The organism is Phenylobacterium sp. GW823-FHT02A09 (assembly GCF_058797775.1).
The window spans coordinates 88,452-104,483 of sequence record NZ_JBXAJZ010000006.1; the positions used below are offsets into that span (position 1 = coordinate 88,452).

The following is a 16,032-nucleotide window of genomic DNA, read 5'->3' on the forward strand; positions in this document are numbered from 1 at the left end:
CATGATCCGCTCCCGCTTCGGCGCCTTCACCCCCGCCCGCGTGGTGGCCGGCGATCACGATCTCTCCGGCCGCAACGTCGTCGTCACCGGCGGGGCCAGCGGCATCGGCTACGAGACCGCCAAGGCGCTGGCCGCGGCGGGGGCGGACGTCATGCTGGCGGTGCGCGACCGCTCGGCCGGCGAGAAGGCGGCGGTGGCGATCAACGAGGCGATCGGGGCCGACAAGGTGGTGGCCGGGACGCTGGACCTGGCCAGCCTGTCGAGCGTCGGCTCGTTCGTCGACGCCTGGGGCGACCAGCCGCTGGACATCCTGATCAACAACGCCGGGGTGATGGCGACGCCGCTGCTGCGGACGGCCGAGGACCTGGAGCTGCAGATCGGCACCAACCACTTCGGCCACTTCGTGCTGACCGTGGGGCTGACCCGGGCGCTGCTGAACGCCTCGGACGAGGAGCGTCTGGCGCGGGTGGTGGCGCTGTCCTCGATCGGCCACCGGCGCAGCGACATCAACTGGGACGACCCCAACTACCTGACGCGGCCCTACGACAAGTGGGAGGCGTACGGCCAGTCGAAGACCGCCAACGCGCTGTTCGCGGTCGGCTACAACGCCCGCTTCGAGGAGCACGGGATCACCGCCAACGCGGTGATGCCCGGCGGCATCATGACTCCGCTGCAGCGCTACCTGCCCAAGGAGGAGATGGTGGCGATGGGCTGGATGGACGAGGAAGGCAACGTCCGCGAGGGCTTCAAGACCCCCGAACAGGGCGCCTCGACCAGCGTCTGGGCCGCGGTCGGCGAAGAGCTCGAAGGGATCGGCGGGCTCTATCTCGAGGACTGCGCCGAGGCGCCGCCCTGGAGCAAGGACAACCCGATGAAGGGCGTCATGCCCTACGCCATCGATCCCGAGGCTGCCGACCGGCTGTGGGCGCTGTCGGAAGAGATCACCGGAGTGACGACATGAGCCTGAACGGCAAGACGCTCTTCATCACCGGGGCCAGCCGCGGCATCGGCCTGGCCATCGCGCTGCGGGCGGCCCGGGACGGGGCGAACATCGCCATCGCCGCGAAGACCGCCGAGCCGCACAAGCACCTGCCGGGCACGATCTATTCGGCCGCCGAGGAGATCGAGAAGGCGGGCGGCAAGGCGCTGCCGCTGGTCGTCGACGTGCGCGAGGAGGCCAGCGTCTACGAGGCGGTCGAGAAGACGGTGGCTGCGTTCGGCGGGATCGACATCTGCGTCAACAACGCCTCGGCCATCCAGCTCACCCCGACGCTGGCCACCGAGATGAAGCGCTACGACCTGATGAACCAGGTCAATGCGCGGGGCACCTATCTCACCTCGAAGGCCTGCATCCCGCACTTGAAGAAGGCGGCCAATCCGCACGTGCTGATGCTGTCGCCGCCGCTGGACATGAGCCCGAAGTGGTTCCAGGGGCACGTCGCCTACAGCATGGCCAAGTTCGGCATGAGCATGTGCGTGCTGGGCATGGCCGAGGAGTTCCGCGAGGACGGGATCGCGTTCAACGCGCTCTGGCCGCGCACGGGCATCGCCACAGCGGCGATCCAGTTCGCCCTGGCCGGCGAGGAGGGCATGAAGTCCTGCCGCACGCCGGAGATCATGGCTGACGCCGCGCACGCGATCTTCGAAAAGCCGAGCCGGGAGTTCACTGGCAACTTCCTGATCGACGACAACTTCCTCTACGAGGAGGGCGTACGGGACTTCGACAAGTACCGGGTCGACCCGACCGCGCGGCTGATGCCGGACTTCTTCGTGCCCGAGAGCAGCAAGCCGCCGCCCGGCGTGGTGGTGGGGTAGTGAGCGGCCAATGAGTGTCATCCCGGTTTGCGAAGCAAGACCGGGACCCATTCGCGCCGCTTGAGCGGCATTAGGCGAGGCGGCGCCTCCTTCTGAACGATCTGGTGTTCATGGGTCCCGGTCTTCGGCTGCGCCGAAACCGGGATGACACCTAGCGTTGGGGCGTCAGCGCTTCTTGCCGGCCTTGGCGCGTAGCGCCGCGTCTAGCGCTCTCGTGGTCCAGGCGGACATTTCGTCGGGGTCTTCGAGGGCTTCGAGCGGGACGGTCCAGTAGCTCATCGCCTTGTCGCCGCCGAACGGCTTGAAAGCCTCGCAGCCGGCGGCCTCGAAATCGGGGACGCTGACCGCGTCCGCCTTGAAGTAGAGCACGTCGTCGGCGATGAGGGCGAAGAACAGCTCGTGCCGCGAGACGCCGACCCCGCCGAACATGCGGCGGTGGGTGATCCCGCCGAGCGGATGCAGCTGCTCGAGCACGTAGTCGAGGAAGTCGGGAGAGACGGGCATGGGCCAGGAGAAGACCGCCGCGGCGGCCAAGGTGCAAGTGCGGCCGGCGACCCCGGCGGACGCGGGCCTGATCTACAGCTTCATCCGCGGTCTGGCCGAGTACGAGAAGCTGCTGCATGAGGTCGAGGCGACGCAGGCCGACGTGGCCGGGCACCTGTTCGGCGACAACCCGCGAGCGTTCTGCGACATCGCCGAGGCGGACGGGGCGCCGGTGGGTTTCGCGCTGTGGTTCTACAACTATTCGACCTTCCGCGGCCGGCACGGGATCTATCTGGAGGATCTTTTCGTGGTTCCGGAGGCGCGCGGCCTGGGGGCCGGCAAGGCGCTGCTGCGGCGGCTGGCCCAGCGCTGCCAGGACGAGGGCCTGGCGCGGCTGGAATGGTCGGTGCTGGACTGGAACGCGCCGTCGATCGCGTTCTACGACTCGCTGGGGGCGAGCGCGCAGACCGAGTGGATCGTGCGGCGGCTGACGGATGGGCCGCTGAAGGCGCTGGCGGAGGGATAGGCTAGACCGGAGAGCTTCGCTCCGCGCCGCCGACCCCACACCCTATCCTCTCCCCTCGGGAGGGGAGAGGGAGGTGGCTTCGTAGACCGTTCCCTCGCCCCCTTTGGGGGAGAGGGTAGGGGGAGGGGGCTTGGGCGGTTCAGCGCCACCGAGGTCGGGGCGTCGCTCCGCAGCGCGTGCCTTCAGGCCGCTTGGAGCTTCAGCTCGCCGCGGGCTTGCTTGATGATCGACGAGGCGGTCGAGAGGAACAGGCTGGCCATGATCGCGGCGACGGCGAGGTCGGCCCATTTCGTGCCGGTGTAGGCGACGATCCCCGCGGCGCAGAGCACCGCGACATTGCCGATGGCGTCGTTGCGCGAGCAGAGCCAGACCGAGCGGACATTGGCGTCGCCGTCGCGGAAGCGCAGCAGCAGCAGGGCGGAGATGACGTTGGCCGAGAGCGCCAGCGCGCCGACCCAGCCCATCGTCACCGCGTCGGGCGACCCCTCGACGAAGGTGCGCCAGAGGGCGGCGACGAGCACGTAGACGCCCATCAGCCCGAGGCTGACGCCCTTGACCAGAGCGGCCTTCGACCGGAACGACAGGCTCTGGCTCAGGGCGAACAGCGACAGGCCGTAGGTGGCGCTGTCGCCGGCGAAGTCGAGGGCGTCGGCCTGCAGGGCCATGGACCCGGCGAGCTGGCCCTGGACCACCTCCAGCGCGAACATGCCGGCGTTAAGGCCCAGCACGATCCAGACGGCGCGGCGGAAGGCGGGGGAGCCGTTCTCGACGGCGGCGGCGGTGGCCTCGCAACCGCAGCCGGCGGTGGAGCAGGCGGCCCCTTCGGGAGCGGGCGGCGGCGCCTTGTGGTGGACGATCTCGTAGGTCATGCCTAAGTGATGGATCCTATAGTCACTGTAGGAGCAAGCGGCGAATGGCGGGCGATATCTCGATCGGCGAACTCTCGCGCCGGGCCGGCGTGAAAGTGACCACCATCCGCTTCTACGAGGGCGCCGGGCTGATGCCCGCTCCCCCGCGCAGCGAGGGCGACCGGCGACTGTACGATGCGGGCCACGTGCGGCGGCTCAGCTTCATCCGTCACGCCCGCGAGCTGGGGTTCGAGATGGAGGACCTGCGCACGCTGCTGGAGCTTTCCGACCGGCCGGACGGGTCGTGCGGGCCGGTCGACGAGATCGCCGGCCGGCACCTGGCGGCGGTCGAGGAGAAGATCGCCAAGCTCACGGCGCTGAAGGGCGAACTGACCAGGATGCTGGCGACCTGCAGCCACGGCCAAGTGGGCGAGTGCCGGGTGATCGAGGCGCTGGCCGATCATTCGCACTGCGGCGGGGAGCACTGACAACCCCCCTCATCCCGGCGAAGGCCGGGACCCAAGCGGGCTATCCGGTACGCTTAGATCGCCGAGTGAGGCGTGGCCGCTGACTCGGCTTGGGCCCCGGCCTTCGCCGGGGTGAGCGGGAGTATGGCGGCGTCACCGAGGCTGGAGGGCGCCGCTGCGCCGCTTGACCCCAACCCTCCCCCCTCAAGCGGGGAGAGGGGTCTTGGTCGACGTTTCACTGCGCCTCGGCGATCGCCAGTTTGAGGTTGGTCTCCAGCAGTTCGTCGGCCAGCGGGCCGTCGGGGACGGCGCGCGCGAGCATCAGGGCGCCGGCCATGCGGGTGACGACGCCGAGCGCACGCTGGCGGCGGTCGGGACCGTCGGGCAGTCGGGCCTCGACCGACGCGATCATCTGCTCGACGCCGCCCGCGAAGGCGGTCTTCAGCTCGCCTGATCCGCGACCGACGTCGCCGCCGAGCGCGGCGGCGGGGCAGCTTCTGCCAGGGGCCTTGCGGGCGGCCTGCGACAGATAGTGGGTGAGCATTTCGGTCAGGTCGCGGGCGCGTTCGCGGTGGCCGGCCATGGTCGCGAAGGCGCTTTCCACGGCCTCGGCGGCCAGGGCGTCCTTGGACGTAAAGTGATTGTAGAAGCCGCCGTGGGTGAAGCCGGCGGCCTTGGTGAGATCACCGACGCTGACCCCGTCCAGCCCGCGCTCGCGAAACAGGGTCGAGGCGGCCCCGACGATGCGTTCGCGGTTCTCCTGCGCCTGCGCCTTGCTGATCTTCATCGGCTTGCCTCTTGACGACCCTATGGATTCAATGATGACAATCATCATTATTGAAGTCAAGGCGGCGCTTGGGCCGCAGGCAAGGGAGCTGTTCGATGCCGCTTTGGAAGATCTATCACCCGGTCGGGGCGTTCAGCCTGGAGGACAAGAAGGGGCTGTCGGAGGCGATCACCGCGCTCTACGCCCGCGGCCTGCCGAAGTTCTATGTCGGGGTGGTGTTCCAGGAGGTCGCCGCCGATTCGTTCTTCATCGGCGGCGAACCGACGGACAACTTCGTGCGCATCTGGGTCGACCACATCGCCCGGACCATGCCGACCCCCGAGATCAGGGCGAAGTTCATCCAGATGGCCGACGCAGCGCTGGCGCCCTACGTCCGCGACCGGGGGCTGAACTGGGAATACCACATCGACGAGACGTCCTATGAGCTGTGGTCGATCCAGGGCTATCGCCCGCCGTTGCCGGGGACCGAGGACGAGATCCGCTGGCGGACCGAGAACCAGCCCAGTCCGGTGGGGCCGCGGGAGATGGTGTGACCCCGCCACCGCTCGTCCCGGCGAAGACCGGGATCCAAGCGGGGTATCCGTTGCACTCAGGTCGTCAAGCGAAGCGCGGCCGCTGACTCGGCTTGGGCCCCGGCCTTCGCCGGGGTGAGCGGTGGGATGTTCAGACCGAGATGTCGATGATCATCGGCTTGGCCGGTTCGCCGCGCTTGGCGGCTTCGGCGGACTCGGTCTTGAGGGCTTGTTCCATGGCCTCCTTCACCAGCCGGGCGACCTCGCTCTCGACGGTGGCGGCGTCGGCGTCGGGATTGGCGGATTTGACCTCGGCCTCGATCTTTTCCCTCAGCTTCTCGAGCTTCTGCTCCTGGGCCCAGGCGTAGATGCCCTTCTCGCGGATCTCGTCGAGGACGGCGCGCTGACTGGATTTTGAGAGCTCGGCCTTGCGCGCGGCTTCGGCCGCGGCGGTCGGTTTTGCCGAGTCGGTTTTGCCGAGCTGGCCGATCTTGCTCAGCGTATCGGTCGAGAAAAGGCTGTTGGCGAGGCTGGAACTGCCGACTTGCATGCGTACGCTCCCTGACTGGGCTAGGCTGGAGCAAAGGCCGGGCCAACCGGCCGATCGCGGAGGAGACAGCGATGAGCGCGCCGCCCAGGACAGTGCTCGAGGTCAGCCCGGAGGAAGAGGCGGCGATCCGCGCGGCGGTGCGCAGCGTCGGCGGTCCGGCGATGATCATCGCCGGATCCGAGCATGTCGCCGGGCTGACGGCGCTGCTGGCCGATCCGAAGGTGTCCGATCCGATCTACGACCTGCCGCGGCCGATCAACGAGACGAACGTCGGCCGCTGGGTCGAGGACAGCGAGGTGTTGCGGCGGAAGGGCGAGTGCATCCTCAGCGTCTCGCTGGATGAGGCCGGCGAGGTCGCCGGCTACTCGCGGTTCACGGTCTGGCCGGACCGCTCGGCGGCGGAGATCGCCGGCGCGCGGCGGGCGGACCTGCAGAACTCGCATAGCGGCAAGAGCGGGGTCGCCCGCTCGATCGCCTTCATGTTCGAGCATCTGGGCGTGCGGCTGATCGCCCTCACCGCGGCGCTGGACAATGTGCGCTCGGCCGCCTCGATCGATGCGGCGGGCTTTCGGCGGATGGGCGAGACCGACAGCGTGCGGCCCGACGGGACGACGCGGCGCTCGATCTACTGGGAGCTGACGCGCGAGGAGTGGGTGCGCACCCACCGGCTCTAGGGCTCAGACGCGCAGGTCGACAATCGCGCCGGCTGGATCGCGGCCCTCCTGCGCGCGCTTGTCGGCCGCGCGCTGGGCGTCTTCCTGCAGGATCTTCTGGAAGTCGCCCGCGGCCATGTTCGCCAGGGTCTTCTTGAGCTTGTCTTCCTCTTCCGGCGTCAGCATCCGGTCGGGTCTGGCCGGCTCCTCGATGCGCAGCTTGCCGGCGTCCTCGCTGTCCTTGGCCTTGCCGGCGGGGGAGGGCGGCTGGGCGTACCAGCTGGCGGGGCCGACGCTGCTCACGGACATGGGGCGCTCCTGACGAAAGGACGCCTGGCGTTAAGCAAGTTTCGGGCCAGAAATCCTTGCGGCGTAAGCGATTGCGCGGGCGCAACCAGTCGGCGATCAGCCCTTGGCGCCGAACAGCCGGCTGAGCCATCCGCCGCTGCGGGCCGCCTGCGGCGCCTCGACGGCGACGAACTCGGCGCCGCCAGCCTCGTCGTGGCGATAGCCGGTCACCGCCTTGCCCAGTTCGATGGGAACGTCGAAGATCAGGTCGACCTTCAATTCGTCGTCGCTGGCGTCCTCGGCGGCCTGTTCGGCGACCAAGCGGTCATGGATCGCCTGATACTCCGCCGGCGGGACGCCGGTGACCGTGGGCGCGCCGTTCTCGCAATCGTAGTCGACGCGCCAGACGATCCGCCCGCCGTCGTAGAGCGTCGTCGTCGCGCACATGACGGTCTCGGAGAGCTGGCAGCCGACCACGGCGCCGGTCTTCGAGAGCGGCAGCAGCCGTTCCTCCGACGCAAAGCGCGAGTCCATCGAGAGGAGTATCGTCCAGCCGGTTGGCGACTGGCCGATCGAGGCGGTGTGCCGGCGACGGGACGGCGGCGCCTCGGTCATGCCGAGGAGGTCCAGCGCCTGCGCGCGGTCGAGGCCCTTGAGGCCGATCCAGGAAAGGCTGCCCATGGCGCAGCTTCGCGCGTAGCGGCGCAGTATGCAACCTAAAGAAAAGCGGCGGCCCCTGAGAGGAGCCGCCGCCTTGAAGTTCTAAGCTACCTGGCCGATCAGCCGGCCTTGGCCGGGGCCGCGTCGCCGCCCTGGCTCGCCAGCGGCGGGCGCGAGAGCGGGGTGAACTTCGGCTCCATCTTCGGAATGGCTTCCGAGATGATCGACTGCACCGTCCAGCCTTCTTCCTTGGTCACGGTCTCGATCGGACGCGGCTGGCTGTAGAGGATGATGTTCTCGCCCGAGGCGCCGAACACCTGGCCCGAGACGCTGGCCGCGGCCGGGGTGATCATGGCGACGGAGAAGCGGGCCGGTTGGTCGGCGCGGATCTTCTCGGCCATCACGGCGCGGCGGGCGGCGGCGGCTTCGTCCTTCACCGGCACCGACTGGGTCATGCGGGTCCAGGCGACCGGGGCCAGGCAGTTCGAACGCACGTTGTTGCGCGCGCCTTCCATGGCGATGATCCGCGACAGGCCGGCGATGCCCATCTTGGCCGCGCCGTAGTTGGCCTGGCCGATGTTGCCCAGCAGACCCGAGGTCGAGGTGAAGAACATGTAGGCGCCGTCGTTCTGTTCGCGGAACAGCTCGATGGTGGCGCGAGCGACGTTGAACGAGCCGCGCATGTGGACCGCGATGACCGAGTCCCACTCGGCTTCGGTCATCTTGTGGAACATGACGTCACGCAGGATGCCGGCCGGATTGATGACCGCGTGCAGGCCGCCGAATTCCTTCTTGGCCTGCTCGACCATGCCGTAGACGGCGTCCAGGTCGGTGACGCTGTCGGAGTTGGAAACCGCTTCGCCGCCCGCGGCGCGGATTTCCTGCGCGACCTGTTCGGCGGGACCCGCCGAGCCTTCGTCTTCACCCTTCAAACCGCCGCCGAGGTCGTTGACCACGACCTTCGCGCCTTCGGCCGCCGCGATCAGCGCGCAGTCACGGCCAATGCCGTTGCCGCCGCCGGTGACCAGAACAACTTTCCCTGAAAGCGAACCCATCGATCAATCTCCCTAAAAGAATAGCGTCGTTGTTATTCGAGCCTGTCGGCCTTGCGCAAGGCGGGAAACAGTTTCGCCCAGACCCCGGTGACGATCAACGCGGCGACGCCCCCCGAGACCGCGGCCGCGACCGCGCCCATGAAGCGGGCCGCCACGCCGGTGCGGAACTCGCCCAGTTCGTTCGACGCCCCGATGAACAGCGAGGAGACGGCGGCGACGCGGCCGCGCATCTGGTCGGGGGTGACGATCTGCACCAGGGTCTGGCGGACATAGACGCTGAGCATGTCGGCGCCGCCGAGCACGGCCAGGGCCACGACCGACAGCCAGAAGGTCTGCGATAGGCCGAAGACGATGGTGGCGAGCGCGAAGATCGCCACGCCGACGAACATGATCGGCCCGGCCTTGGTGCGGATCGGATTGGCCGCCAGCCAGATCGCCACCAGGGTGGCGCCGATGGCCGGGCCGGCGCGCAGCATGCCGAAGCCCTCGGCGCCGACATGCAGGATGTCGCGGGCATAGACCGGCAGCAGGGCGGTCGCCCCGCCGAGCAGCACGGCGAACAGGTCCAGCGAGATCGCCCCGAAGACGATCTTGTTGTGCCAGACGTAGCCGAGGCCTTCCTTGATCAGGGTCCAGCGCGAGCCGGCCTGGGTCACCGGCTTGGTGTTCATGGCGATCAGCGAGACGGTCAGCACCGCGATCAGATAGAGGCCGCTGGTCGTGCCGTAGGCGACGGCCGGCGAGATCGAGACCAGGGCCCCGCCCAGCGCCGGGCCGATGATCGAGCCGCCCTGCCAGGCCAGCGAGTTCCAGGCGATGGCGCGCGGCAACAGGCTGCGCGGCACCAGCATCGGTCCCATGGCGGTGCCGGCCGGCCCCATGAAGGCGCGGCTGGTCCCGAACAGCACGGCGACGCCCAGCAGCAGCGGAATGGTGGCGAAGCCGAACAGGCTGGCCGACAGCAGCAGCAGCACCGAGGCGATCTCGCCGGCGTAGCAGAGCTGGAGGATGCGCTTGCGGTCGTAGCGGTCGGCGGCCTCGCCGGCCCACAGGGCCAGCAGCAGCACCGGGATGAAGGTCACCAGCCCGATCATGCCGACATAGAAGGCCGACTCAGCGACGCTGTGGGTCTGGCGGGCGACGGCGTAGACCTGCCAGCCTAGCGCGACGCTCTGGATCTGCACGCCGAGCGTCGAGGCGACGCGGGTCGACCAGAACAGCATGTAGTCGCGGTGGGCGAGGAGCTCGCGGGCGGTGGTCGGCTGGTCGGCGGCGTCGGTCTGATCGGACATGCGAGCTCGGCACTCGGGGACTGCAAAGGCCGCGCAACTTGGACCGCGACGACCTGCGCCGCAACGCGCGATTGACGCGGGGCTGTCATGGCCTTATGCGCCGCGCTTCCTGTGAACGATCTGGAACACGTCCATGCGACGCCAGCGACGAACCGGGCGCGCCCGCCGCGCCAGCTAGAGCCCCGCTCGCCGGCGCCGTTGCGCGTATGGCGGCGGACCCCGCCGCTTCCCGCATCGCAAAGACGTTCATGATCGATCCCGCCGACCCGGCCCTGTCCTACACCCCAGAACAACCCGCCTTCACCGACGCCATCGAGGCGCTGCTGGACCACGCCTTCGGTCCGGGCCGCTTCGTGAAGTCGTCCGAGCGCGTGCGCGAGTTCGCCGAGTTCCGCCCCGAGATGTCGTTCTGCGCCTGGGACGGCGCGCGGCTGGTCGGCGTCGTGCGGATGTGGAAGGTGCATGTGGGCGGCACGCCCGCGATCTTCCTCGGACCGCTGGCGGTGCGCGCCGAGGGCCGCAAGTTCGGGGTCGGCGGCGAGCTGGTGCAGCGCGCCTGCGCCGCCGCCCAGGCCGCCGGCTATCCCGTGCTGCTGGTCGGCGACGAGCCCTATTTCAGCCGCTTCGGCTTCTCGGCCGCGCCCTGCAAGGGCGTGCGCATGCCCGGGCCGGTGAACCAGCGCCGGGTGCTGGCCCGCGGCGTGGACCATCTGGACGGGCCGGTCACGGCCTGAGGGCGGCCGCGGTGATCGCGCGCAGGCCATCCGTCTGGGTAACCAGGCCGACATGGTCGAGGCCCGGGACCAGCTGCACGCGGACCCTCGGATTTGCGGCGCGGAACTCGGGACCGTAGCGCTCGGCGTAGAACTGCTGGTCCTTCGAGCCGACCAGCACGAGAAGCGGCCGCTGGGCGTTGCGCAAGGCCGCGCGATGGTCGCGCACGCCGTAGTTCATCGCCAGGCGATAGGAGTAGGTCGGGGCCATCAGCGCCGCGACCTGCGGCGGGACGTCGAACCGCGCCACCTTCGCCCCGTCCCAGCCGTGCAGGCCGAGGCGATTGAGCCCCATGATGAGGACGATCCTGGGCACGTCGATATGCGCCCAGCCGCCGCCGCGGCGGGCGATCTTCGAGGGGAAGGGGATCGCCGGCGCGAGCAGGATGTAACGGTCGAACAGGTCCTGATCGGCTCCGCCTGCGACGCGCAGCGCGAAGGCCCCGCCGGCCGAGAAACCGATCAGCGCGATGTCGGCGCCGGGATGCTCGCGCCGCACCACGGCGGCGAAGTCGGCCAGGTCGTCGTCCAGCTGGCCGATATAGGCGATGTCGCCCCTGGGCCCCGACGCGCCATGGCCGCGGACGTCGGGCGCGTAGACGCTGAACCCGGCGGCGTTCAGCGACTTGGCGAGCGGGTTCATGGTCAGGGACTGTCCGGCCGATCCGTGCAGCAGGATCGCGACCCGGCGGCCGCCCGGATAGGCACGATAGGCCAGGGCGGCGCCGTCGCGCGCCTGGAAGCGCGACAGCGGCGGCGCGCCGGACGGGTCCAGCGCGGGGGGCGCCGCCTTCGGCGCGGTCGGCAGCAGCGTCAGCGCGAGCAGCGCACACAGCAGGGTGCGGCAGGTGGATTTCAGGGACATCGGAGCCTCATCGAACGGGTGGTTCGGCGAGGTCTGCGCGAGGTCGGGCGGCCGGTCTGGCCGATTTCGAAATCGGCTAGCCGCTAGGCGGGGCCGGGCAGGGCGGACCGGCGATAGGCGCTGGGCGTCACGCCGGTCTGGGCCTTGAAGGCGCGGTTGAAGGGCCCGATCGAGGAAAAGCCGGTGTCGAGCGCGATGGTCAGGATCGAGACCTCGCCCTGGGTGGGGTCGGCCAGCGCCTGTTGCGCCTCGGCGATCCGATAGCCGTTCACGAAGGCCGAGAAGTTGCGGTGCCCGAGGCCGTCGTTGATCAGGCGGCGCAGCTGGTGCTCGGGCATGCCCAGGCGCTTGGCGAGGCGGCCGATGGTGAGGTCCTCGCGGTAGACGCGCTCCTGGGTCATCAGTTTTTCGAGACGCTCGGCGACGAGGGGCGGGGCCGCATCGCCGCGCGCCGGGCGGGGCCGCCTGTCGAAGAGTTCGCGGGCCTGCAGGTTCAAGAGGCCCCAGGAGACCGCGGCCAAGCCGGCCAGGACGGCGGAGATCGACGCGAGGCTGGCGAGGTCGGCGCGGGGCGAGGGACCGTGCACGGCGAACAGCCCGGCGTTGAGCATGGTGGCGGCCGCCAGGCTGACCACCACGATCAGGCGCAGGCGCAGGCGGTCGTCGACCAAGTCGTCGCGCCAGGTCGCGAACACCTCGGTAAGGGCGCCGGCGGAGATCAGGAGGACCGCGGCGGTGACCGCCAGCCGCAGGCCGCCTATCGCGTCCTCGGCCAGGCCGGGGGCGGCGGCCGCGAAGCCGAGCGTGGCGAGCGCGGCCCAGGCCGCGCCGTGCCAGGACCGGAGGCGGAACGAGGCGCGGAACAGCGAGGCCGCAACGAGCCAGCCGACGACGGCGTTGCCGGCGCTGATGGCCAGCAGGACGGCGTGCAGCCAGCCGGTGGTGGCGGCCAGACCCGGCGCAGCGCACCAGGCATGGGCGGCCACGCCGAGCGCGAAGACCGCCGCCAGCCGAGCGCTCGCCTGGCCGCGATGGTCGCGCAGCATCAGCGCCGCGACCAGGACGGCGAGAACCGTGACCGCGCCGCGCAGCGCGATGTCGAGATCGGTCAGGGACATCGGCAGCGGAGCCGTCAGGCCTTGCGGGGCTTCTTCGACGCGCTGTTGAGCGCGGCGGCGGCGGCGACCAGGGCCTTGAAGGCCGCTTCGTCCAGCGCCGCGCCCTGCGGGATGTCGATGGCGCGGCGGACGTTTCCGTCGAGGCTGGAATTGAACAGTCCGGCCGGGTCGTCGAGGGCCGCGCCCTTGGCGAAGGTCAGCTTGACGTAGGCCTTGTAGGTTTCGCCGGTGCAGATGATGCCGTCGTGCGACCAGACCGGCGTGCCGCGCCACTTCACCTCTTCGACCACCTCGGGGAGCGCCTGATGGATCAAGGCGCGGACGCGGGCCAGGGTCTGGCCGCGCCAGTCGCCCAGGGCGGCGATGCGGGCGTCGATCTCGGCGGAGGCGGAGGGGCTTTCGGGCGGCGTCATGGGCGTGTCCTTCGGCGACGGCGCCACCTTGCGGCGATCAGGGCGGCGATGTCGAGCCGGGCGAACCTCGCAGCTTGTCGAAGAACGCCGTTGAGGCGGCGCGCGCGGGTCCTTACCTTTGCTGCATGGGAGAGACGACAACCAAGCCCGGCCTCGAGGGCGTGATCGCGGCGGCCAAGCAGGCGCCTGGTCGCGGATTGCCGCCGGTGCACCTGTGGAACCCCGCCCACTGCGGCGAGATCGACATCGTGATCCGCAAGGACGGGACCTGGTTCCACGAAGGATCGCCGATCGGGCGCGAGGCGCTGGTGCGGCTGTTCTCGACGGTGCTGCGCAAGGACCCGGACGGCTTCCACCTGGTGACCCCGGTGGAGAAGATGAAGATCACAGTCGAGGACGCGCCGTTTATCGCCACCCGCGTGGACCGCGAGGGCGAGGGGCTGAAGTTCCTGACCAATGTCGGCGACGAGGTGGTCGCCGGGCCGGACAACGAGATCCGGGTCGAGATGGACGCCGCCACCGGCGAGCCGCGGCCCTATCTGCATGTGCGGCGCGGACTGGACGCGCTGATCGCCCGGCCGGTGTTCTACGAGCTGGTCGAGCTGGCGCAGGAGCGCGACACGCCCGAGGGGCCGCGTCTTGGGGTCGAATCGAACGGCGCTTGGTTCCCGGTCGGTCCGGCCGGGGCCCACCAGCTGTGAGCCCGCACGCGCCGCCGGACGAGATGCGCGAGTGGATCGCCGGTCATCTCGACCCGCTCGACGGCGAGCCGGCGAGCACGGCCGCGTCGGATTTCGACCTGGGGCCGAACGCGTTCCCGAACGAGCCGGTGAGCCTGAAGCCGGCGGCCGTGCTGGTCGGGCTGATCGAGCGGCCCTTCGGCTATTCGGTGCTGCTGACCCGGCGGGCCGACACCCTGCGCAGCCACACCGGCCAGATCGCGTTGCCGGGCGGCCGCTGCGACCCCGGCGAGACCAGCCCGGTGACGGCCCTGCGCGAGGCGCACGAGGAGGTCGGGTTGGCGCCGGACTATGTGACGCTGGCGGGGCTCTCCTCGCCCTATCGCACCGGCACCGGGTTCCTGGTGACGCCGGTGGTGGGGTTCATCCAGCCGGGCTTCTCGCTGACCGCCAATCCGGCCGAGGTGGCCGACATCTTCGAGACGCCGTTCGGGTTCCTGATGGACCCGGCCAATCACGAACAGCACGAGCGCCAGGGCCCTGACGGGCAGCTGCGCCGTTTCTACGCCATGACCCACGAGGACCGCTTCATCTGGGGCGCGACGGCCGGGATGCTGCGGGCGCTCTACGACCGGCTTTATGGGGCGGCGGTTGCTTAGGGAGCTGGCCCCGCGTCTGCTGCTGGTGGCGGCGCCGTTCGTCATCTGGTTCGTGTGGCGCGAGGTGGCGCTGCGCACGGGACGGCCGATGGGCTCGACCCCCTGGACCTGGCTGGTGGCGATCGCCGGCGCGCTGCTGGCGGTTTCGCTGCTGGCGACCGGTCTTTTCCATGGCGACAACCGCGGGGAGACCTATGTTCCTGCGGAAGTGGAGGCCGGCGGACACGTGGCGCCGGGACATTTCGAGAAGAAGGCGCCCGCAAAGTGACGCAGAGCATCGGCGAAAAGCCCTGGATGAAGCCCGCAGCGCCGGTGATGGAGGCGCTGGAGGCGGCCGGCGGCCCCGGATGCGCCCGGTTCGTCGGCGGGGCGGTGCGCAACACCCTGCTGGGCCAGCCGGTGGACGATGTCGACATCGCCTGCACCCTGACGCCGGACCAGGCGACCAAGGCGCTGGAGGCGGCCGGGATCAAGGTCGCGCCGACCGGCGTCGAGCATGGCACCGTCACCGCCATCGTGGGCGGCCAGCCGTTCGAGGTGACGACGCTGCGCCGCGACGTCGAGACCGACGGGCGCCGCGCTGTGGTGGCCTTCACCCAGGACTGGGCCGAGGACGCCCAGCGGCGCGATTTCACGATGAACGCGGTCTATGCCGATCGGCTGGGGAACCTGACCGACCCGACGGGGAGCGGCGTGGCCGACGCCCAGGCCGGGCGGCTGGTGTTCGTGGGCGAGGCGGCGACCCGCATCGCCGAGGACAGCTTGCGCATCCTGCGCTACTTCCGGTTCGTGGCCTGGTACGGCAAGGGCGAGCCGGACGCCGCGGCCCTGGCCGCCTGCGAGGCCGGGCGCGAGCTGATGGGCAACCTGGCGGCCGAGCGGGTGGCCAAGGAACTGCTGAAGCTGGTCGCCGCCTACGACCCGCGTCCGGCGACGGCGCTGATGGCCAAGACCGGCGTGCTGACCCAGCTGCTGCCGAGCGCCACGGACCTGGGCGCCTTCAACCAGCTGGTCGAGGTCGAGGCCGAGCAGCTGTTCACCTGCGACGCGCTGCTGCGGCTGGCGACCCTGTTGCCCGACAACGAGGTCGGGGTCGGCAAGGCGGCCGAGGGCCTGCGGCTCTCCAACGACCAGCGTGACCGGCTGGTGGCGGCGATGGGCAAGACCCCGCGCATCACCTCGTGGATGAGCCCACGCGAGAGCCGCCGGGCGGTCTATCGGATCGGCGTGCAGGCGTTCAGCGACCGCATCAAGCTGGCCTGGGCCCACTCGGAGCGCTCGGCCGCCACGCACCAGTGGCGCGGGCTGCTGGCCCTGGCCGAGAGCTGGACCCCGCCGCCGTTCCCGCTGACCGGCGAGGACGTGCTCAAGTCCGGCGTGCCCAAGGGGCCGATGGTCGGCCAGGTGCTGCGCGAGGTCGAGGACTGGTGGATCGACCACGACTTCATCGACGACAAGTTCTCGGCGATCGAGAAGCTGAAGGCGGTGGCGCAGGGCATGGCTTATTGAAATCAAGGTTCCTTCCCCGCTGGGGGAGGCGGATCGATGCACCGCATCGAGACGGAAGGGGACTGCGCTCAAATCGCTC

22 protein-coding genes are annotated in these 16,032 nt (G+C 70.0%); 11 read left to right on the plus strand and 11 right to left on the minus strand.

Annotated elements, in window-relative coordinates; all coding sequences use genetic code 11:
- The first annotated feature begins 1 nt into the window (after position 1).
- Complete coding sequence (locus tag AC1Q87_RS21480) at positions 2-961, plus strand: oxidoreductase (protein ID WP_492610865.1); 960 nt, start codon at positions 2-4, stop codon at positions 959-961.
- Positions 958-1,815 carry an SDR family oxidoreductase gene (locus AC1Q87_RS21485; RefSeq protein WP_492610866.1) on the plus strand — a complete coding sequence of 286 codons (858 nt, stop codon included), beginning with the start codon at positions 958-960 and terminating at the stop codon, positions 1,813-1,815. Before AC1Q87_RS21480 ends, AC1Q87_RS21485 begins: the two co-directional genes overlap by 4 nt.
- A 165-nt stretch (positions 1,816-1,980) precedes the next feature.
- On the opposite strand, the gene AC1Q87_RS21490 is transcribed toward AC1Q87_RS21485, so the two are convergent.
- The gene (locus AC1Q87_RS21490; protein WP_492610867.1) at positions 1,981-2,319 is read right to left on the minus strand and encodes a TfoX/Sxy family protein; all 339 of its coding nucleotides are present in this window, start codon (positions 2,317-2,319) and stop codon (positions 1,981-1,983) included.
- Between AC1Q87_RS21490 and AC1Q87_RS21495 the strand changes: the two genes are divergently transcribed.
- Entirely contained in the window at positions 2,318-2,824 is a 507-nt protein-coding gene (locus tag AC1Q87_RS21495; RefSeq protein ID WP_492610868.1) for a GNAT family N-acetyltransferase, read from the plus strand. The genes AC1Q87_RS21490 and AC1Q87_RS21495 overlap by 2 nt on opposite strands.
- Positions 2,825-3,006: 182 nt before the next feature.
- Here the strand turns inward: AC1Q87_RS21495 and AC1Q87_RS21500 are convergent, their stop codons facing one another.
- On the minus strand, positions 3,007-3,693 hold the full coding sequence (locus AC1Q87_RS21500) for a cation diffusion facilitator family transporter (protein ID WP_492610869.1): 687 nt from the start codon (positions 3,691-3,693) through the stop codon (positions 3,007-3,009).
- A 44-nt stretch (positions 3,694-3,737) separates the two neighbouring features.
- Here AC1Q87_RS21500 and AC1Q87_RS21505 point away from each other — a divergent pair, with 44 nt between their 5' ends.
- Entirely contained in the window at positions 3,738-4,160 is a 423-nt protein-coding gene (locus AC1Q87_RS21505) for a MerR family transcriptional regulator (protein ID WP_492610870.1), read from the plus strand.
- A gap of 214 nt (positions 4,161-4,374) precedes the next feature.
- On the opposite strand, the gene AC1Q87_RS21510 is transcribed toward AC1Q87_RS21505, so the two are convergent.
- Positions 4,375-4,926, minus strand: coding sequence for a TetR/AcrR family transcriptional regulator (locus tag AC1Q87_RS21510; protein WP_492610871.1), 552 nt, complete (start codon positions 4,924-4,926; stop codon positions 4,375-4,377).
- Positions 4,927-5,021: 95 nt separating this feature from the next.
- Between AC1Q87_RS21510 and AC1Q87_RS21515 the strand changes: the two genes are divergently transcribed.
- Positions 5,022-5,459: a tautomerase family protein gene (locus AC1Q87_RS21515; protein ID WP_492610872.1), complete on the plus strand. Its 438-nt coding sequence runs from the start codon at positions 5,022-5,024 to the stop codon at positions 5,457-5,459.
- 130 nt (positions 5,460-5,589) lie between these two features.
- On the opposite strand, the gene AC1Q87_RS21520 is transcribed toward AC1Q87_RS21515, so the two are convergent.
- Complete coding sequence (locus tag AC1Q87_RS21520) at positions 5,590-5,988, minus strand: hypothetical protein (protein ID WP_492610873.1); 399 nt, start codon at positions 5,986-5,988, stop codon at positions 5,590-5,592.
- A gap of 71 nt (positions 5,989-6,059) precedes the next feature.
- Between AC1Q87_RS21520 and AC1Q87_RS21525 the strand changes: the two genes are divergently transcribed.
- Positions 6,060-6,662, plus strand: coding sequence for a GNAT family N-acetyltransferase (locus AC1Q87_RS21525; RefSeq protein WP_492610874.1), 603 nt, complete (start codon positions 6,060-6,062; stop codon positions 6,660-6,662).
- A 3-nt stretch (positions 6,663-6,665) separates the two neighbouring features.
- Here AC1Q87_RS21525 and AC1Q87_RS21530 read toward each other — a convergent pair whose 3' ends face one another.
- The 4 genes from AC1Q87_RS21530 to AC1Q87_RS21545 form a co-directional block, all read right to left on the minus strand.
- Complete coding sequence (locus tag AC1Q87_RS21530; protein WP_492610875.1) at positions 6,666-6,950, minus strand: hypothetical protein; 285 nt, start codon at positions 6,948-6,950, stop codon at positions 6,666-6,668.
- A 96-nt stretch (positions 6,951-7,046) separates the two neighbouring features.
- Positions 7,047-7,610 carry a hypothetical protein gene (locus AC1Q87_RS21535; protein ID WP_492610876.1) on the minus strand — a complete coding sequence of 188 codons (564 nt, stop codon included), beginning with the start codon at positions 7,608-7,610 and terminating at the stop codon, positions 7,047-7,049.
- Positions 7,611-7,708: 98 nt separating this feature from the next.
- Positions 7,709-8,644: an SDR family NAD(P)-dependent oxidoreductase gene (locus AC1Q87_RS21540; RefSeq protein ID WP_492610877.1), complete on the minus strand. Its 936-nt coding sequence runs from the start codon at positions 8,642-8,644 to the stop codon at positions 7,709-7,711.
- 32 nt (positions 8,645-8,676) lie between these two features.
- On the minus strand, positions 8,677-9,936 hold the full coding sequence (locus AC1Q87_RS21545) for an MFS transporter (RefSeq protein WP_492610878.1): 1,260 nt from the start codon (positions 9,934-9,936) through the stop codon (positions 8,677-8,679).
- A gap of 248 nt (positions 9,937-10,184) precedes the next feature.
- Between AC1Q87_RS21545 and AC1Q87_RS21550 the strand changes: the two genes are divergently transcribed.
- The gene (locus AC1Q87_RS21550; RefSeq protein ID WP_492610879.1) at positions 10,185-10,670 is read left to right on the plus strand and encodes a GNAT family N-acetyltransferase; all 486 of its coding nucleotides are present in this window, start codon (positions 10,185-10,187) and stop codon (positions 10,668-10,670) included.
- Here AC1Q87_RS21550 and AC1Q87_RS21555 read toward each other — a convergent pair.
- The 3 genes from AC1Q87_RS21555 to AC1Q87_RS21565 all read right to left on the minus strand — a co-directional run bounded on the left by AC1Q87_RS21555 (position 10,660) and on the right by AC1Q87_RS21565 (position 13,105).
- Positions 10,660-11,574 (minus strand): alpha/beta hydrolase, encoded by a 915-nt coding sequence (locus tag AC1Q87_RS21555; protein ID WP_492610880.1) that lies wholly within the window; start codon positions 11,572-11,574, stop codon positions 10,660-10,662. The genes AC1Q87_RS21550 and AC1Q87_RS21555 overlap by 11 nt on opposite strands.
- Positions 11,575-11,657: 83 nt before the next feature.
- Positions 11,658-12,692 (minus strand): AraC family transcriptional regulator, encoded by a 1,035-nt coding sequence (locus AC1Q87_RS21560; protein ID WP_492610881.1) that lies wholly within the window; start codon positions 12,690-12,692, stop codon positions 11,658-11,660.
- A 14-nt stretch (positions 12,693-12,706) separates the two neighbouring features.
- Positions 12,707-13,105, minus strand: coding sequence for a DUF1801 domain-containing protein (locus AC1Q87_RS21565; protein WP_492610882.1), 399 nt, complete (start codon positions 13,103-13,105; stop codon positions 12,707-12,709).
- 125 nt (positions 13,106-13,230) lie between these two features.
- Between AC1Q87_RS21565 and AC1Q87_RS21570 the strand changes: the two genes are divergently transcribed.
- Genes AC1Q87_RS21570 through AC1Q87_RS21585 form a run of 4 tightly spaced genes read left to right on the plus strand, consistent with a single transcriptional unit; the run spans position 13,231 to position 15,953 of the window.
- Positions 13,231-13,806 carry a DUF1285 domain-containing protein gene (locus tag AC1Q87_RS21570; RefSeq protein WP_492610883.1) on the plus strand — a complete coding sequence of 192 codons (576 nt, stop codon included), beginning with the start codon at positions 13,231-13,233 and terminating at the stop codon, positions 13,804-13,806.
- A 23-nt stretch (positions 13,807-13,829) separates the two neighbouring features.
- Positions 13,830-14,444 carry a CoA pyrophosphatase gene (locus AC1Q87_RS21575; RefSeq protein ID WP_492610902.1) on the plus strand — a complete coding sequence of 205 codons (615 nt, stop codon included), beginning with the start codon at positions 13,830-13,832 and terminating at the stop codon, positions 14,442-14,444.
- Positions 14,437-14,712: a hypothetical protein gene (locus AC1Q87_RS21580; protein ID WP_492610884.1), complete on the plus strand. Its 276-nt coding sequence runs from the start codon at positions 14,437-14,439 to the stop codon at positions 14,710-14,712. Before AC1Q87_RS21575 ends, AC1Q87_RS21580 begins: the two co-directional genes overlap by 8 nt.
- Positions 14,713-14,738: 26 nt before the next feature.
- On the plus strand, positions 14,739-15,953 hold the full coding sequence (locus AC1Q87_RS21585) for a CCA tRNA nucleotidyltransferase (protein ID WP_492610903.1): 1,215 nt from the start codon (positions 14,739-14,741) through the stop codon (positions 15,951-15,953).
- Positions 15,954-16,032 lie beyond the last annotated feature (79 nt).

What these genes read in the sequence shown, in the direction of transcription:
- AC1Q87_RS21530 (WP_492610875.1), bottom strand. Translation starts at nt 6,950, where the DNA reads ATGTCCGTGAGCAGCGTCGGCCCCGCCAGCTGGTACGCCCAGCCGCCC.
- AC1Q87_RS21505 (WP_492610870.1), top strand. Translation starts at nt 3,738, where the DNA reads ATGGCGGGCGATATCTCGATCGGCGAACTCTCGCGCCGGGCCGGCGTG.
- AC1Q87_RS21490 (WP_492610867.1), bottom strand. Translation starts at nt 2,319, where the DNA reads ATGCCCGTCTCTCCCGACTTCCTCGACTACGTGCTCGAGCAGCTGCAT.
- AC1Q87_RS21545 (WP_492610878.1), bottom strand. Translation starts at nt 9,936, where the DNA reads ATGTCCGATCAGACCGACGCCGCCGACCAGCCGACCACCGCCCGCGAG.
- AC1Q87_RS21485 (WP_492610866.1), top strand. Translation starts at nt 958, where the DNA reads ATGAGCCTGAACGGCAAGACGCTCTTCATCACCGGGGCCAGCCGCGGC.
- AC1Q87_RS21525 (WP_492610874.1), top strand. Translation starts at nt 6,060, where the DNA reads ATGAGCGCGCCGCCCAGGACAGTGCTCGAGGTCAGCCCGGAGGAAGAG.
- AC1Q87_RS21550 (WP_492610879.1), top strand. Translation starts at nt 10,185, where the DNA reads ATGATCGATCCCGCCGACCCGGCCCTGTCCTACACCCCAGAACAACCC.
- AC1Q87_RS21535 (WP_492610876.1), bottom strand. Translation starts at nt 7,610, where the DNA reads ATGGGCAGCCTTTCCTGGATCGGCCTCAAGGGCCTCGACCGCGCGCAG.
- AC1Q87_RS21520 (WP_492610873.1), bottom strand. Translation starts at nt 5,988, where the DNA reads ATGCAAGTCGGCAGTTCCAGCCTCGCCAACAGCCTTTTCTCGACCGAT.
- AC1Q87_RS21560 (WP_492610881.1), bottom strand. Translation starts at nt 12,692, where the DNA reads ATGTCCCTGACCGATCTCGACATCGCGCTGCGCGGCGCGGTCACGGTT.
- AC1Q87_RS21540 (WP_492610877.1), bottom strand. Translation starts at nt 8,644, where the DNA reads ATGGGTTCGCTTTCAGGGAAAGTTGTTCTGGTCACCGGCGGCGGCAAC.
- AC1Q87_RS21500 (WP_492610869.1), bottom strand. Translation starts at nt 3,693, where the DNA reads ATGACCTACGAGATCGTCCACCACAAGGCGCCGCCGCCCGCTCCCGAA.
- AC1Q87_RS21480 (WP_492610865.1), top strand. Translation starts at nt 2, where the DNA reads ATGATCCGCTCCCGCTTCGGCGCCTTCACCCCCGCCCGCGTGGTGGCC.
- AC1Q87_RS21575 (WP_492610902.1), top strand. Translation starts at nt 13,830, where the DNA reads ATGCGCGAGTGGATCGCCGGTCATCTCGACCCGCTCGACGGCGAGCCG.
- AC1Q87_RS21555 (WP_492610880.1), bottom strand. Translation starts at nt 11,574, where the DNA reads ATGTCCCTGAAATCCACCTGCCGCACCCTGCTGTGTGCGCTGCTCGCG.
- AC1Q87_RS21570 (WP_492610883.1), top strand. Translation starts at nt 13,231, where the DNA reads ATGGGAGAGACGACAACCAAGCCCGGCCTCGAGGGCGTGATCGCGGCG.
- AC1Q87_RS21515 (WP_492610872.1), top strand. Translation starts at nt 5,022, where the DNA reads ATGCCGCTTTGGAAGATCTATCACCCGGTCGGGGCGTTCAGCCTGGAG.
- AC1Q87_RS21565 (WP_492610882.1), bottom strand. Translation starts at nt 13,105, where the DNA reads ATGACGCCGCCCGAAAGCCCCTCCGCCTCCGCCGAGATCGACGCCCGC.
- AC1Q87_RS21585 (WP_492610903.1), top strand. Translation starts at nt 14,739, where the DNA reads ATGAAGCCCGCAGCGCCGGTGATGGAGGCGCTGGAGGCGGCCGGCGGC.
- AC1Q87_RS21510 (WP_492610871.1), bottom strand. Translation starts at nt 4,926, where the DNA reads ATGAAGATCAGCAAGGCGCAGGCGCAGGAGAACCGCGAACGCATCGTC.
- AC1Q87_RS21495 (WP_492610868.1), top strand. Translation starts at nt 2,318, where the DNA reads ATGGGCCAGGAGAAGACCGCCGCGGCGGCCAAGGTGCAAGTGCGGCCG.